General features: G+C 51.4%; 14 protein-coding genes. All 14 read right to left on the bottom strand.

The genetic code is table 11. From position 1 onward, the window contains the following. Positions 1-4: 4 nt before the first annotated feature. The 14 genes from MKY59_RS04820 to MKY59_RS04755 all read right to left on the bottom strand — a co-directional run bounded on the left by MKY59_RS04820 (position 5) and on the right by MKY59_RS04755 (position 15,305). Positions 5-1,405, bottom strand: a complete 1,401-nt coding sequence (locus MKY59_RS04820) for a phosphoribosyltransferase family protein (RefSeq protein ID WP_339276297.1) — start codon at positions 1,403-1,405, stop codon at positions 5-7. Then, positions 1,341-2,465 carry an HpcH/HpaI aldolase/citrate lyase family protein gene (locus MKY59_RS04815; RefSeq protein WP_339278324.1) on the bottom strand — a complete coding sequence of 375 codons (1,125 nt, stop codon included), beginning with the start codon at positions 2,463-2,465 and terminating at the stop codon, positions 1,341-1,343. The genes MKY59_RS04820 and MKY59_RS04815 overlap by 65 nt, the downstream gene beginning before the upstream one ends. A 217-nt stretch (positions 2,466-2,682) precedes the next feature. Beyond that, complete coding sequence (locus tag MKY59_RS04810; RefSeq protein ID WP_236420960.1) at positions 2,683-3,417, bottom strand: TerC family protein; 735 nt, start codon at positions 3,415-3,417, stop codon at positions 2,683-2,685. Between the two features lie 29 nt (positions 3,418-3,446). Beyond that, positions 3,447-4,691 (bottom strand): TerD family protein, encoded by a 1,245-nt coding sequence (locus tag MKY59_RS04805; protein WP_236420961.1) that lies wholly within the window; start codon positions 4,689-4,691, stop codon positions 3,447-3,449. Between the two features lie 29 nt (positions 4,692-4,720). After that, positions 4,721-5,302, bottom strand: a complete 582-nt coding sequence (locus tag MKY59_RS04800) for a TerD family protein (RefSeq protein WP_236420962.1) — start codon at positions 5,300-5,302, stop codon at positions 4,721-4,723. Between the two features lie 152 nt (positions 5,303-5,454). Further along, on the bottom strand, positions 5,455-6,030 hold the full coding sequence (locus MKY59_RS04795; RefSeq protein ID WP_339276294.1) for a TerD family protein: 576 nt from the start codon (positions 6,028-6,030) through the stop codon (positions 5,455-5,457). 76 nt (positions 6,031-6,106) lie between these two features. Next, positions 6,107-6,700 (bottom strand): TerD family protein, encoded by a 594-nt coding sequence (locus MKY59_RS04790; protein ID WP_236420964.1) that lies wholly within the window; start codon positions 6,698-6,700, stop codon positions 6,107-6,109. 62 nt (positions 6,701-6,762) lie between these two features. Continuing rightward, positions 6,763-7,209, bottom strand: a complete 447-nt coding sequence (locus tag MKY59_RS04785; protein WP_236420965.1) for a tellurite resistance TerB family protein — start codon at positions 7,207-7,209, stop codon at positions 6,763-6,765. 432 nt (positions 7,210-7,641) lie between these two features. Then, the gene (locus MKY59_RS04780; RefSeq protein ID WP_339276293.1) at positions 7,642-9,300 is read right to left on the bottom strand and encodes an extracellular solute-binding protein; all 1,659 of its coding nucleotides are present in this window, start codon (positions 9,298-9,300) and stop codon (positions 7,642-7,644) included. Between the two features lie 76 nt (positions 9,301-9,376). After that, on the bottom strand, positions 9,377-10,246 hold the full coding sequence (locus MKY59_RS04775) for a carbohydrate ABC transporter permease (protein ID WP_236420967.1): 870 nt from the start codon (positions 10,244-10,246) through the stop codon (positions 9,377-9,379). Between the two features lie 11 nt (positions 10,247-10,257). Next, positions 10,258-11,229: an ABC transporter permease subunit gene (locus MKY59_RS04770; protein ID WP_339276292.1), complete on the bottom strand. Its 972-nt coding sequence runs from the start codon at positions 11,227-11,229 to the stop codon at positions 10,258-10,260. A 131-nt stretch (positions 11,230-11,360) separates the two neighbouring features. Next, the gene (locus MKY59_RS04765) at positions 11,361-12,431 is read right to left on the bottom strand and encodes a response regulator (protein WP_339276291.1); all 1,071 of its coding nucleotides are present in this window, start codon (positions 12,429-12,431) and stop codon (positions 11,361-11,363) included. Next, entirely contained in the window at positions 12,428-14,203 is a 1,776-nt protein-coding gene (locus MKY59_RS04760; protein WP_339276290.1) for a histidine kinase, read from the bottom strand. The genes MKY59_RS04765 and MKY59_RS04760 overlap by 4 nt, the downstream gene beginning before the upstream one ends. Before the next feature lie 181 nt (positions 14,204-14,384). Then, complete coding sequence (locus MKY59_RS04755) at positions 14,385-15,305, bottom strand: hypothetical protein (RefSeq protein ID WP_339276289.1); 921 nt, start codon at positions 15,303-15,305, stop codon at positions 14,385-14,387. Positions 15,306-15,507: the final 202 nt, after the last annotated feature.

The following is a 15,507-nucleotide window of genomic DNA, read 5'->3' as shown; positions in this document are numbered from 1 at the left end:
AGCTTCATCCTTCCTCTGAAATACCGCAGTACACCATATGGATGTGCTCACATCCAAGGCCCGACAATGCATCGATCATCGGCTGCATGCGTTCCTTCGGCATCTGTCTCTCAACCAGGACAAAAATTTCTTCGTACTGCCCTGGCACTACATTATAGATATAATTCATCACGGTCGGGTCCTCCGGCGAAGCATAGCTCTTTCCGGCAACAACAGCATAGTCAGGTCTGTCGATCGTTTGAATCGGACTGCGGGTAGTCGATTGATAATAAATCCCTTCTCCCATCTCCGCCGCAACTCTCATTGGAATGTACATGAATTCCCCGGTGCCCATGACCAGTGTTCGTTCTCCTCTTCGCCGTTGGCGCAACACCTGGGCGATATCGGAAAGATCCGAACGCAGTTTAGCATTATCAGCCGATTGGATCCCGAACCTTCCCGTCATTCTGACATAGGGGCCGGAGCAGCGGCGTCCTTCCGAATCCGCGGATTCCATGATGACGGAGTCCAGCTTGTCCGCTACGGATATGTGGTTGATATTCGTGCGTTCAGCGTCGTGACGGATCGGTTTCATTGGTTCTAAACGTGGTTCTCCTTGTACCCAGAACTTGCCTTTAAGCAAACTCAAAGGAATAATCTCGATTCCCAGCTCGGCTTCCAGTTCGGCGAATCGGCGCTCATCTGCCTCGGTTCGCCAGTCAAGCAGGGATGCAATGTAATACCTGGAACGCGGATACTGCCGCTGGATGTCCCGTATAATATTTAACGTTGTATTGCCTGTAGTGATTTCATCATCCACCAGAACAAGAGGCCCTGTGCCTTCCAGTGCTTCCCTTTCAAGAGCGTAACAGCGATGAGCGGTAGCATGGGAATGCTCCTCTTCGAATCGGATATTCGGCTTCACATCCGGGAAATATTCCCTTGTCGAATGGATATACGTCGCCTGCTCCTTGAACATCTCATACATGCTGTGCCCAAGAGCCGTAGCCGTTTCCGCAAACCCGACGAAACGAACCTTTTCCGGCAAAAGCATGCCCGCATCAAGCAAAACTTGGTAAGCTTGCTGCGCATGGTCAGCATCCGTGATCCCCCTGAATATCTGCCGCTTCCATTCGGATATCCGTTCATCCGCTCCCTGCACGCAATCTTCATATAATAATACCGCAAGTGCCGCTCCGCTCAGCAACGAACTGTACGGATTAACGGGAATATGTTTGCCGAGTACCTTGCTCACAAACAGAAAAGAGCGCTTTTTGTTGATCCGGGCGGCCATGGAAAACAGGCATTCCAACGGGATCTGCAGCGGATTGTGCGCAGCTTCGACCGTCACGCTGAACGTATCAAGAATAGGAAACGTATGAGTGCTGGTGCTTGGGCAAGAGCCCGACATAGTGCTGCTGTTCATGTAACACCCCATATATTTTTGATCGGATTAAAATACGACGAGCCCAACTTAAATGTGGTTTGATTTCATTCATTTTGTTGGTGTAAATGCTTTTGAAAACACCTAAAGTACCGTCGTTCCGCGCAATGATCTCTTGAGCATCCATATATTCTTCATGCGTTACGACGTACATAGCCTGTACAAGCTTGATGTGTGACGGGTGGATGATCGTCTTGCCGACGATGCCGTTCTCCTTGTCCAACATCACTTCCTTCATCAATCCATCCATCGAGTTAGTGATATATTTCATTCTCAAACTCCGGCCCGTTCTGCCCAACGTTTCTTCAAACGGAGTCTGGCGCAACTGTGGTTTGAATATCCTTTCCCGTTGGCTAAAATACTCCCAGACCGGTCCGGATATGACGTATCCACCGTCTGTGCGTCCGTAGAGATTGATGATATCCGCAATGCAATCCCGGATGATCGCCACATCATAGATCGTTATCTCAGGACTGCGCCGTAAACCGAACAAGCTAGAAAAATCGGTAGCACCGATCCGGACATTCAGCACGTATTCCGCATATTCATCAATAATACGTTTAAGATGCACCAGCGTTTCCCAACGAGTCTCACGGTAGATGATTTCGGCCGTTTCCATGATGGGCATTGCATACAACACCGGGGATTCAGAAGATTTCTGACGATTATATTCCCGGATCAGACGGAGATAAGCTTGGCCATTATCCACCCCGAATTTCGGCAAAGCTACGCCCGTTAGCAGGGATACCCGATTTCCAAGCACTTCAAGAAGACGTTCCAGCTGTTCCGGTGTACGAACTCTGACAAAAAGCAAAGGAAGCCGTTCCGGAAGCAACCTTCCCGTATGCAGATCCTCTTGAATTCGGGAAAGGGATTGTGCTAGACGATGCTCCGCCAATTCAACCTCCCCATCCCCTACAGCATCTTCCAGATCCATAATAATGGTCGTTAACCCTTCGTGTTTGCCGCTTAAAATATCGTCCGCAATATGGGGACGCGTGGCCGGCATATAGAGGGCGGCTCCGACAGCGTAGGCCAGCATGTCTTTTGATGTCAGACGATCGAACGGTTCTGGTGAAGAATAGAAGAGGGAGGCCTCCTCGTCCGGGTTCAAAAAACTGAAGTATTTCAAAATATCCTCTCCTTGCTCTGTAGCTTGAGGCGATCTGCACTGTTTGCGATTCCGTCCGAGTATAAAAACCAATCCCTCCAAGATGACGGAGGGATTGATAAATTTTGATCTTTGTGTGAACAGGTTATTAAACCTGGCTTTTGTTTTGTTTTTTGTTTCGAATCGAACTGAGAATCATCGTTCCAACAAACACTGCGATCAACAGCGAGAAGAACGCAACGTTCGGGATGTGAACCCCAAATGCGCTGAGCATCATCTTGACCGAAATGATGGCAATCAGAATGAATGCCGCCTTCTCCAGTTCGGGAAACTTGTCAATCAGGCGCAAGAATACTTGTGCCACTCCACGCATCATGAGAACCCCGATGATGCCTCCAAGGAAGAGAACCCAGATTTGTTCGCTGACGCCGAACGCTGCAATGACACTATCAATACTGAATGCAATGTCCATCAGTTCGACCATAAGCACCGTTCTCCAGAAGGAATATTGCTTGCCTTCCTGCTGTTCTTCCGCTTCCGATTTGAACAAGCCTTTGTACGCGATATACAGGAGATATAGTGCTCCAAGCACCTTGATCAGCGTAAACTTCACTAAGAAGGTACCCAAACCGATGGCAATGAACCTGAAAATGTACGCTCCAAGAATACCGTAGAACAAGGCCCGTTTTTGCTGGTCTTTCGGCAAGTGCTTGACCATAACCGCGAGCACCAGCGCATTATCGGCAGACAGTAATCCTTCAAGCAAGATCAATGTACCGATAATCCCCCAGCTCACCGGATCGGATAATGTAGCTACGATCTCGGTCCAGGAGAAGAAATGCCCGTAATTCTCGCTAATGCTTCTAAAAAAATCACTAAACATGAAAAGGCGGCCTCCGCTAATTCAAAATGTTATTTACTTCCGGCTGTCCAGCGCATGTTCCAGCCATGTGCCCGGTCCAGATCGCGATGTCCTGGATAAAACTCGACAATCCGCTCAATGCTGAACGTCTCGTCATTTTGATTGCTGAACATGGCTATGCCGCACATGCCATGAGAACTGCCATACTCGTTCATCCGAACGATAATATCCGGACCGTCCTTTTGGTATATCGTGACTACCCCGTCGGCCTGGGACCAGTTGGCAACTCCATCATAAATGTACGTAAATACAAGAATCCGTTTAATCTCGGATATGCGTGCACCATTAATGCGAAGATTTTCGCCCGTTTTGACCGATCCGGTACGATCGTCGCCATCCAGAGCAATATACGGGAAGCGATTCAGTGAACCAAAGGATTCTCCCAGGGCCTGAACAACCCCTTTGCTCCCATCCTTCATTTCGTACAGGCAGCCGAGATCCAAATCTACACCTTTGCTGCGTCCAAACAGCCCGCGGCTTGTCTGTTGGTTCCAGTTCAGATTGATCAGAATCTCGCCAAGTCCGCCCGCGTTTTTCTTCAGATTGATGGAATCTCCCTTTTTCTTCAGCTCAATTTTGCTCAGATTCAATTCCGGCTTGGGCTGAGGCGGCGGTGCGGGAGGGGTTGGAGGCTGCGGAGCAGGAGGAATCGGTGCTGGCGGTACCGGTTGCGAGGAGGAAGAACTGCTATCAACATCCACCCCGAAATTTCCGCACAACGCATTCAGTCCTCCGGCAAATCCCGCACCGACCGCGTTGAACTTCCACTCCCCGTTATGCCTGTACAATTCTCCGATCACGATCGCCGTTTCCACCGTAAAACCGCTGTCCAGATCGTAGTTCAATACGTCCTGCCCATTAGCGGCATTGGAAAAGCGGATAAAGGTGTTCTGTACCTGTCCAAAGTTCTGATTTCTCGAATCGGCATCATAGATGGTCAAACTGAACGCAATCTTCTCGATCCGGGCAGGAATGCGGCTTAGATCGATGTCGAACTGTTTCTTGGCAGGAGCGTTTGCCGCGTCTTTGTACGTAATGAACTCCGTGGACGGCTGATTATAGAAAATGAAATCCGCATCGCCGGATACTTTGCCGTTCGCCCCCAACAGGAATGCGGAAGTATCCAGATCAAGCGAAGAAGACGAATTCCAGCCGATGCTTACCGTCATTCGCGCAAGTCCCGGGTTGGTCTTGGTCAGGTCCGCCTTCTGCCCTTTAACGACAGTTACAGCCATAGTCAATCACCTTTCCTGTCAGTTCTTCCTTACTGCGCATCCAAACCGTAGTTTTTGCAGAGCGCCGCGAGACCGCCGGCAAACCCGCTGCCAATGGCTTGGAATTTCCAATCGATGCCTGAGCGGTAGAATTCGCAGAATACCACTGCGGTTTCCGTGGAGAAATCCTCTCCAAGATCAAAACGCAGCACCTCGCGGTCGCTCGAGGCATCCACAACACGCACGAATGCGTTCGAAACTTGACCGAAATTCTGGCCACGGCCCTCATAATCATAGATCGTTACCGTAATGCCGATCCGCTGGATGTGAGCAGGGACTTTGCTGAAATCAACGATAATCTGCTCATCATCGCCTTCGCCCTCACCCGTACGGTTGTCTCCTGTATGGGTAACGGAGCCGGCTCCGCCTGTAGGGTTGTTGTAGAATACGAAATCATCCGCGCCTTTGGCTTTGCCGTCCTCATGCAACAAAAATGCGGAAGCATCAAGGTCAAAATCGGCACCGCCGCTATATTTGTTCGTATCCCAGCCCAATCCGACGACAACTTTCGTCAAACCCGGATTTGTCTTTGTAAGATCGATTCTCTGTCCTTTTGCCAAACTGATTGTCATTATTCATACCTACCTTCCCTTAAAATTCGTGATGCAGGAATCCAAAAAACGGAACTCCTGCATCAAACAGTCTTACGAAATAAATCCTCATCCTCGATTTTTATCCCTGAAAAAAACGCTTCACAGAATAAGTCTCGCGGACGGCTCCTTACTTATTGCAAACCGTAATCACGAGTCAGCCCCAGCAGACCATCCTTGTAGCCGCTGCCGATCGCGCTGAACTTCCATTCGCCATTGTGACGATACAATTCGCCGACCACAACGCCTGTCTCGATCGAGAAGTCCTCTCCCAGGTCAAAACGGATCAACTCTTCGTTGTTCGCTTCGTTTACGATCCGGGCATAAGCACGGGATACTTGACCAAAATTCTGGTTGCGCTCTTGCGCCTCATAGATTGTGATCGTGAACGCGATTTTCTCGACGTTAGCCGGAACGTTCGGCAGGTCGATTTTGATTTGCTCATCATCGCCGTCCCCTTCTCCGGTACGGTTGTCGCCCGTATGTACAACGGAGCCATTTTCATTTTGCGGGTTGTTGAAGAAGATAAAGTTTTTCTCGCCTTCCACTTTGCCTGCCGCATTCGCGCAGAACACGGATACGTCCAGGTCGAAATCTTTACCGCCATCATACTTGTTGGTGTCCCAACCGAGTCCAACCGTGATTTTGGTCAGGCCGGGGTTGGACTTCGTCAAATCCACTTTTTGACCTTTTGACAAATTGATTGCCATTATTCTCATCTCCGCTTCGAATATAATGTTTGAACCAATGCTATCAACCTTCTATATCCAAACTAAAATTGTATGATCACGTATAACGGCGGGCCAACTCATCGATATGTACCGCATGATCACCCTCACCGATTGCGGAAAACTTCCATTCGCCATTATGTCGATACAACTCTCCGCAAATGAGAGCCGTCTTGCCGGCATAACTCTCAGAAAGGTTAAATCGAACAAGCTCCTCGGAGCCCCGTGCATCGAGAATACGGATATAGGCACGTTCGATCATTCCGAAATCCTGCTTACGGTTGATGCAATCATAAATGTTGACCACAATGAGAATTTTGTGCACATCGGCAGGAACGGCCGTCAGGTTGATTTTGATCTGCTCGTCATCTCCCTCGCCTTCGCCGGTAAGGTTGTCCCCACTGTGAACGACGGATCTGCATGCGCTCTGCTTATTATGAAAACAAACGAGATTGCTCTCCTTCGTTAACCTGCCTTGATCGTCAAGCAAAATGGCCGAGGCGTCACAATCGATGTCCGCCTGTTTCTTTCTTCCGAAAAAACCACGGGCCACGACAGGATCCCATCCCAATCCGGCAATGATGTGAGTCAGGCCTGTCTTTCCTTTGGTCAGGTCAATCTTCTGTCCTTTAACCAGACTGATTCCAGCCACTGATACTCACCTCCTTTCAATAATGATTCAAAGCCATCCCGAAGTCTGTCTTTCAGCCTGTATTAAAGGTTGAATTCGCCTGGATTCAGACCAAGCACCGTGCATATCTCGGCTACAACTTGCCGTTCCTGATCGTCGAAATTCCCGTCTGCTGCACCAATGGCGCTGCACACACCTACAATGACCCGAGCAACTTCAGGTTTGGATTTAAACTTGCCGATCGCTTTTAATGCCTCTTGTTTCCCGATCTGCGGTGAAAACTCGAAGTTAGACACGTAGTAATTGAAACGCTCGATCACGACAGCCATGTCGAATACTTTCAATTCTTGGCTCAAATTGATGTATCCGGCCATCTTGTTCTTCTCCGATGCGTCGATCGTGCCGTCCGCAAACGCTACCAATGCGCAGCCAGCAACAACGGCATCCATAAAATCTTTGTTTTTAAACTTTTTGACTTGGTCCTCAAGTCCCTGTTTAGCTGTATTCAACCAGTTACGAAAAGAGCTCATCCTGATCCTCCATCTACCTTTTTTCATATTTACGAAAATTCAAGAGATTAAAACATGCAATTTCTCATCTAAAAAATGATAGAAATCAAAGTTAAATTATTCCTCTACTATACTCTTTTTTTTGTCATTTTTCTACATATAAAAGTAAAATATTACTCTCATTACTCTCTGTGTAACGAAAACGACATCCTATTTCGACTTTTTTTCCACAATACCCCAATATGTATTTCGCATGATTTCTCCCCATGATTTCATCATAAGAAAAAAGAACTACAATGTACATGAAACAAAATAACCCGGGCATTGCAGCCCAGGCACATTTGCTTTCTCCCATTTGTACTCTGCTTTTCCGTTCCTCTACGCCTCGCAAGAGAGAGGTCCTGACACTCCGAAGAATTCCATGCGAAGGTTAGCCGATCCGGCTGTGCGAGATTACTTCGCTTTCTCAAAATCCGCCTGCTGCTGCTGATAAATCTCGTAGAAATCGTCCCATACCAGCACATTGTCCTTCTCCTTGCTCCACCAATCCTTGTACCAGGCCTCGATTTCAGGACCGCCTCCCTGCGCCCACTTCTGCCGGGCTTCCGTGTCGGCCTGTTCCACCGTATATTTGCTGCCGCCGATGATCGAGCGGGTATAAATGTCGTTAATCGCCGTCGTTACATTGGTGAGCTTCACCTGCAGCTCCTTCGGCAATTGCGGCATATGCTCCGAATGCGTGACTCCCTCGCCGACCGGCAGATCGCTCATGTACACTTCCCGCGCTTCCTTGAAAAGGCGAAGACCTTCCTTCTGCGACGGAATATCGTCGCTGAACAGCATCTCGGTGTACCCGCATTTGCCTTCTTCCAGCCGGCTGTACAGCATGGAATAATCTCCGGCCCAGCTGACTTCCTGCTTGTATTTCTCCTGGTCGGAGATCCGCGGGCAGCCTTCTTCGTTGAGCGTATAATGCGTGCCTTCAAAGCCGTTCTTGAAGGTCCGGCCCGATTCGGTTTTGGTCAGGAAATCGATGTACTGCATGACGGCTTCGGGATTTTTGGCACGGGCATTGACCACGGCGGTCATTTGCACCGGGTTGTTCCAGACCATCGTGTACTGCCCCACCGACGTTGACGGCAGCGCAATGACCTTCAGTTTTGCTTCGGGAACGTTCTGCATCAATGTATCCAGTTCTTTGGCGGCAAAACCGGTATAATCCGAAGTCATCGCGGCATACATGCCGATTTTTCCGTTCAGGAAATCCTGTTTGGACTTGGCGCCGTCCTTGTCGGTAAGGAAATCTTTGTCGACTACACCCGCCTCGTACAGGGCGCGTTTGAAGGCCGTCGCCTCTTTCATGTGGTTCGGCCCAACGACGAGCTCGCCGTTCTCCACGTTCACCCAGTTGGCATTGAACATGTAGCGGAACAGTCCGGCCGTATCCCCGAATTGCAGGCCGCCGATGCCGTATGTATCCTTCACGCCGTTCCCGTCCGGGTCCTGTTCCGCAAACGCCTTGGCCACCGCGAGCATCTCTGCCTCGTTCGTCGGCACGTCCAGATTCAGCTTCTCCAGCCAATCCTCGCGGATGAAAAAGCTGGTCAACGGAAACACCTCGTTCATGCGGCCGACTTCGTACAGCTTGCCGTCGCTCTTGATGCCTGCCTTCCTAAGCTGCGGATATTTCTCCAGCAGCGCTTTGTATTCCACGCTCGAATTCGCGATCAGGTCATCCAGCGGCATCAGCTGCTTCTGATTGAACAGCGTGTTGCGGATCGGCGTCCCGAATTCGAAAATGACGTCCGGCGCGCTGCCGGAAGCAAAGAGCACATTCAGCTTGGACTGCGATTCCCAGCGCGGAACGGCCGTATATTTTACGTTCACCGGACCGTTCTCGTTGATCCATTTGGACCACATGTTGTCCTCGATCGTACCCATGCCGCTCGGCACCGCCCCGCGGTCATAGATCGTCGACGTAATGCTGCCGCGCGCTCCTTCCCCATCCGCCGGCGAGCCTTCCCCGTTTCCGCCGCCGCAGCCTGCCAGCACTCCGCCAATCAAGCCGAGTACAAGCCCCGACTTCAACCATGCCTTGATCGAAACCGCCATAGATCAGACCCTCTTTCTTTGTATGATATGAAACGAAACTGCCTGAACAACCGAATGCCGATTCATTAACATCACATCAGCCCTTGATGGAGCCAAGCATGACGCCTTTCACGAAATACTTTTGCAAAAACGGATACACGGCCAGAATCGGAATCACCATTACGATGACCGCGGCAGCCCGGATGCCTTCCGGCGTCAGGTTGGAAATCATCGTCGGATCGGTGAAATCCTGCACGTTAAGATTGGACATGATCATGTTCTGGACCAGCACCGTCATGTTGTACTTCGACGTATCGTTGATATAGATCATGACGCTCATGAACGAATTCCAATAGCCGACGCCGTAAAAGAGCGCAATCGTCGCCAGCAGCGGCTTGGATAACGGCAGCACGATGCGGAACAGCAGTCCCAGCTCGCTGCAGCCGTCGATGCGTGCCGCCTCATCCACTTCGCCGGGCAAATTTTCGAAATACGAGCGCATGATCAGCATATTGTACGTGCTTACCAATCCCGGCAACCACAGTGCCCCGTAGCTGTTTACGAGCCCCAGGTTCTGCACGACCAGATAGGTGGGAATCAAGCCCCCGTTGAAAATCATCGTGAACACCATCGCCATCGTGAAAAAGCGGCGGTGATAAAAATGCCTGCGCGACAGCGGATAAGCCGCCATGATCGTAACGGCCATGCTGAGTCCCGTGCCGATCAGCGTGATTTCCACGCTGTTCCAGAACGCGTTCAGGATCGGGGTGCCCGTTAGCAGGCTTTGATAGGAAAACCACGTAAAATCGACCGGCCACAGTCCCACCTGGCCCGACAGCACGGCCCTGGCGTCGCTCAGCGACAACGCTATGATATTGAGCAAGGGCAGGATGCAGCTCAGGGCGACCAGCGACAACAGCGCGTAATTGACGATGTAGAATATTTTTTCTCCACGGGTCGTTCTCACGTTCCCCCTCCTCACCACAAACCTTCGTTAAATCTTCTGGCAATATAGTTGGCGCAAAAAATGAGGATGAACGCAACCAGCGACTCGAACAATCCCATAGCCGTGGTCAGGCTGAACTGCGCTCCCTGAAGCCCCGTACGGTAAATGTACGTGCTGATGACGTCCGCGACCTCGTTGACGTTGGAGTTCTGGAGCATGTAGACCTGATCGAACCCGACCTCCATGACACGTCCCATCGACAGGATCAGCAGCAGGATGATCGTGGATCGGATGCCCGGAAGCGTCACATGCCAGATCTGCCGCAATTTGCTTGCCCCGTCCATCTGCGCCGCCTCGTATTGGCTCGGATCGATGGTCGTCAGTGCCGCCAAAAAAATAATGGCGTTGAAGCCCATGTCCTTCCAGATGCCCGAGCCGACGAATACGGCGATCCAGGAGCCTTTGTTGTACATGAACGGGTACGGTTCCCCCCACCATGCTTCGACCCAGCGGTTGACGATGCCATTCTCCAGCGAGAATACGGTCATAATCATCATCGCGATGATAACCCAGGAGAAAAAGTGCGGCATGTACACGATGGTTTGCACCGACCGTTTGAACGCCATGTTCTTGACCTCGTTCAGCATGATCGCCAGCACAATGGGAATCGGAAAACCCACGATGATGCTGAGCAGGCTGAGGAACAGCGTATTGCGGATAATCTCCACCGTGCGCGGGTCGCTGAACAATGTTTCAAAATGCAGGAATCCTACCCAAGGGCTGTTCCAGAGGCCATCGTAGAAATTGTAGTCCTTGAAGGCGATGACCAGCCCGCCTATCGGGGCATATCGGAAAATCAGGTAAAACAGGACCACAGGCAAAAACATCAGGATCAGCGGAATGTTCATTTTGAATCGTCTGATTCGCTGCTGCCGAATTCGTTCTCTTACTTCGCTCTCGGGCGTTTGAAATCCGGGCGGTCCTGCGGTAAGCTGCCCTTTCATATGCCTCCTCCTCTCTCGGCTGCTGTGTACATAGCTGTATTGTAGAAAATTATGTAAGCGCAAACATTCGATATTTACCGATCCTTTATCAAATTTCTACGCAAAAAAAGCTCCCGCTTGGGGAGCTCTGCCTATCCTTCCCGGCCATGCTGCTTGCGATAGGCCCGCGGAGATAACCCGGTCAACTGTTTGAATACGGTCGTAAAGTAGCTCGAATTATCGAACCCGGTCTGTTCCGCGATGGCCGCCATGCTCTGGCGGGTGTTCTGAAGCAGCAGCTTGGCCTTCTCGATCCGCAGCTTGCTGACATACTGGCTGAATCCTTCGCCGGTTTCCTTTTTGAACAGGTGGCTGAGATAGTTGGGAGTCACATGGACGTGGGCGGCGACGGTTTGCAGCGTGCAGCTTCCAGCATAGTGCACGTCGACGTAGTTCATGACCCGCGTAACGACATGATCCTGTTGTTCCCTCAGGAGGCGCTCCAGCAGGTGCAGCCACTCCTCGCCCTTTCGGCGGGACCACGCCACCACCTCCGGCATGGAGTGCATCCATAGTAATGGATCCGTTCCTCTGGCAGCGCCATCCGCAGGCTCCCTGAAATTGAAGTGCTGCGTCAGCATGTCTTCCATGATCTGCAGCAGCCTGTGAATTTCGGCTTTGCCATCCGGCAGCGGCATGCGCGAGGCCTCGTCCAGCCATTCCCCGACACGCGCCTCCAGGGTCTCAAGCTGCCTGCTGAGCAGCAGCCCCGTCAACTCCGTCTTCCATCGTTCGATCCGTTCCTGTTGATTGAATTGGTTCATGATGTGCAAATCGGCTTGCTTGCGGCGAAACCTGTCGTACGCTTTGCGCAGCACCCGGCACGCTTCGTCCAGGGAGAACGGCTTGAGCAGAAACTCAATGGCGCCATAACGAATGGCGCGCTGTGCATACTCGAATTCCCGGTATCCGGTCAAAATGATGATCATGACGTCCTGGCCGCGGTCATGAAGACGCTCGGCCAAGTCCAACCCGTTCATCACCGGCATGTTGATGTCCGTGATGATCAAATCGGGCGAGCAGCGATCCACGGCCTGCATAGCCTCCTCCCCGTCCGCAGCCTCGCCAACGACTTCCCAGCCCAGCGGATTGCTGCCTACCATATGAACCAGGCCCTGACGGATCAAGGCTTCGTCATCGACTACCAGCATACGTCCATTCACTGTATCGTCTCGCCTCCTTGTTCGATATGTTCCCCTTCCACCTGATTCGTCAGGTACGGCAGGCAAAGACGAATCAGCGTTCCCTGCCGCGCGCCGCCGGATTCAATCTGAACCCCGTAAGGCTCCCCGTGAATCAATTCGATGCGCCGGAGAACGCTGCGCATGCCGATATGCTGGCGCTCTTCCCCGGCTTCTTCCATCGGAGCCATAATGCGCTCGATCGTCCTTTCATCCATGCCGCAACCATTATCCTCAACTTCGATGATAAGCATCTCCGGCTCGCCTGGTTGCGCATCCTTCATCCGGGCACGAATGTGCAAATGGCGGTTGTTCTTTTGGTTTGCAAATGCGTGCACAAAGACATTTTCCACAACAGGCTGCAGCAGCAGCCGGATCATCTCGCAGTGATGCAGATTCGGCGGCACGGAAATGACGACCGATAATTCCTCGGGATACCGCGCCTGTTGAATCTGCACATAATGGTTGATTAACGTCATTTCGTTCTCCAGCGTGGTCATCTTATGGACGGGCTCCAACGTATACTGAAGCATTTCGGACAGCGCCGTGACCAAGCGGGCGGATTGCTCGTCCCCGAGCATATAAAATTTCCAGAAAAACATGCTCAGCGTGTTATACATGAAATGCGGATTCAACTGGGCCTGAATAGCTTTGAGTTCCGCCTGCTTCTCGCTCAACTCGCGCTCATACACCTCATGGATCAACGTATCGATCCGGGAAGCCATCGCGTTGAACCGTTCCCCGATGAATCCCAGCTCATCCGACGTCTCGACGGGAACGCGCGTATCGAACCTTCCGTCCCTCACCCGCTTCATCGCATGGACCAGTCTGGCCAAGGGGCGCAATAATCTGCGGCTGACGACCGTGATGATGATCCAGGAGCACAGCACGCTGGCCGCCGCCGAAAAGACGGCCACCTGCACGATGATTTTGCCTTTTTGCTGGATCTGGGCCAGGGACACTTTGCTCACCAGCGTCAGCTTGGCTTTGTCCGACGTCTGTTTCGTGTACAAATGGGTCGTCCCGTTTTCGTCCCGGATCTCCGTGGCTCCCATGTTCAGCCGGGTAAGCGGCGGTGGATCGGCATCCTGGTTGCGAAACGCGTAGATCATCTCTCCGTTCCCGTCCAGCAAATAAGCCGCCACATCCTCGTTCAGGCGCAGGTCTTTGAGATAGGATTCGAACAAGGACGTGTTGAACAAAATCAGCATTACGCCATAGGTTTCCAGGTCCACCGATTTCATCAATCGCCCGGCCATAATCCAGTTCGACTTCTCCTCCTGCGCGAAGGCATCCTTATTCAGGCGGTTCCAGACATACTCTCCGCCCGTTCCCTCCAGCTTATGAACGAAATCCGCCAAAAAGGCAGGGTCCATCTGTTGAAAGGAGCCGGCAAACGTGCCAAGATTGAACATATTTCCCTTCAGGTCGTAAATGCGGATTCCCATAATTTCCGGCGCATCGAGACGAACCTGATAGAGTTGGTCATCCAACTCGTCCTCCAGCTTCATCTGGTCGTACGAGGAAATGCCTGCCACCTGGTCCTTTATGGCGTTCTTCACCGAAGGGTTCAGCGTGATGTAATCCGTCACCTTGTACATGTCGTTCACCCTGGAATCGAGCCTCGCCAGCACCTGTTCTGCCGTCAATCCGTATTGGCGGCTGACTTCTTCGTTAAACAAGTCGATATGGATGCGATAGGTGATCAGCCCCGTCAATCCCGAGATGACCACCGTAGCCACAGATAAAATCAATATCAGCTTCGTCCTGAATTTAAAGCGTTTCCAAAAACGTCCTCGCCAAAGCATCAGCACCGATCCCCCTGCTCCGAGCCTCATGGCTTTTCTTGTAAAAAGATACCATACCCCTTCCCAAAAAAACAGAAAAACTCCGACCGTGTCATCTTCGGTCAGAGCCGTTTATGTTGGGTATATTTTATGGAGTCGCAGTATCTTCCTGCTCGGCCAGTGCGTTCTCCAAACGTTCCTGCTCATTCGTTGACAGCAAAATATTAAGCAAACCCATGGCATTGTTGGTCGCGGTTCTTGCTTCCTTGTAGGTCTCTGCGAAGGCCGTCTCATCCTGTTCCGGATCGATGGCGGCCAACCTGCCCCATGCCTGACGTGCCTTATCATAATGCTCGCTTAACGTAATGTCATACGGATGCTGGGCGACGGGAGCCATGGAATCAAATTTCGCCGCAGTCTCAAAAAAGTTCATGGAATCCCTGAACGAGCTGCTGGCGTAATCCTTGTCGTTCATGGCTTTCTCGGTAAGCAGCAGCCCCTCGCGGGATATAAACAATGTTTTGACCATCGCCCGCTCCAAATTGGTTGCTTCCTCCCAGGTCACATAGGAGACATCAGGCGCCTGTGCCGTTGTAAAAAACGGAAAAGCATCGTCAATCAGACGCTGGGAATCGCTATGAATCGGTATGCCCGTATTCATATCCACCACGGCATCGCTGTAATTGGCGATGTTAATGTTTTTTGCATCGTTCTGGCTAACCCGGCGGACCGGGTGATTGGACAGTGGCACGCGTATGTATCCAAGACGGTCTGCGTACTTCTCCTGCAGCTCTTCCAGGGTTGAATCAAAGCCGATTTTCCCTTGATCTGCAGCAGCATCCGCAGTCCCGGTTCCCGAATCGGATGTGCCTGCAGACGTACTTGATACATCTTGCGAATCTCCATTTCCCGCTGCAGGCGAATTCGAGCTTTCGGCTGCCGTTGCTGCCCCGCCTTGCCCTGCAGCAGACGAATCCGTCTCCTTTGCCTTCCCTCCGCATGCTGTCAGCATGACGGCCAGCACACTGACCACCGCAATTAAACGGATAGATCGATTCCATTGCATCATTCATCTTCCCCTTGTCCTTGGTTGTACGCACTTTCATATAACAAGCATGGTTCATACCCAAAACATGGTGTACATTCTATCATAAGTTTGCTAGCAGAGGATATCAGACGATGTACCCGTGCCTTTCGGTGGCCTTTCCTTCATTGCATGGATCATTAGAATTACATAAGATAACCCTTGCCCAAGCCTTTCTTTAGAGAAA

The organism is Paenibacillus sp. FSL W8-0426 (assembly GCF_037969725.1).
GTDB classification, from domain to species: domain Bacteria; phylum Bacillota; class Bacilli; order Paenibacillales; family Paenibacillaceae; genus Paenibacillus; species Paenibacillus hubeiensis.
The sequence above is the reverse complement of the archived record's forward strand: the minus strand, read 5'-3'. Positions and strand labels throughout refer to the sequence as shown.

Coding starts and splice junctions, on each gene's coding strand:
- MKY59_RS04820 (WP_339276297.1), bottom strand. CDS start 1,405: ATGAACAGCAGCACTATGTCGGGCTCTTGCCCAAGCACCAGCACTCAT.
- MKY59_RS04815 (WP_339278324.1), bottom strand. CDS start 2,465: ATGCTGGCCTACGCTGTCGGAGCCGCCCTCTATATGCCGGCCACGCGT.
- MKY59_RS04810 (WP_236420960.1), bottom strand. CDS start 3,417: ATGTTTAGTGATTTTTTTAGAAGCATTAGCGAGAATTACGGGCATTTC.
- MKY59_RS04805 (WP_236420961.1), bottom strand. CDS start 4,691: ATGGCTGTAACTGTCGTTAAAGGGCAGAAGGCGGACCTGACCAAGACC.
- MKY59_RS04800 (WP_236420962.1), bottom strand. CDS start 5,302: ATGACAATCAGTTTGGCAAAAGGACAGAGAATCGATCTTACAAAGACA.
- MKY59_RS04795 (WP_339276294.1), bottom strand. CDS start 6,030: ATGGCAATCAATTTGTCAAAAGGTCAAAAAGTGGATTTGACGAAGTCC.
- MKY59_RS04785 (WP_236420965.1), bottom strand. CDS start 7,209: ATGAGCTCTTTTCGTAACTGGTTGAATACAGCTAAACAGGGACTTGAG.
- MKY59_RS04780 (WP_339276293.1), bottom strand. CDS start 9,300: ATGGCGGTTTCGATCAAGGCATGGTTGAAGTCGGGGCTTGTACTCGGC.
- MKY59_RS04770 (WP_339276292.1), bottom strand. CDS start 11,229: ATGAAAGGGCAGCTTACCGCAGGACCGCCCGGATTTCAAACGCCCGAG.
- MKY59_RS04755 (WP_339276289.1), bottom strand. CDS start 15,305: ATGATGCAATGGAATCGATCTATCCGTTTAATTGCGGTGGTCAGTGTG.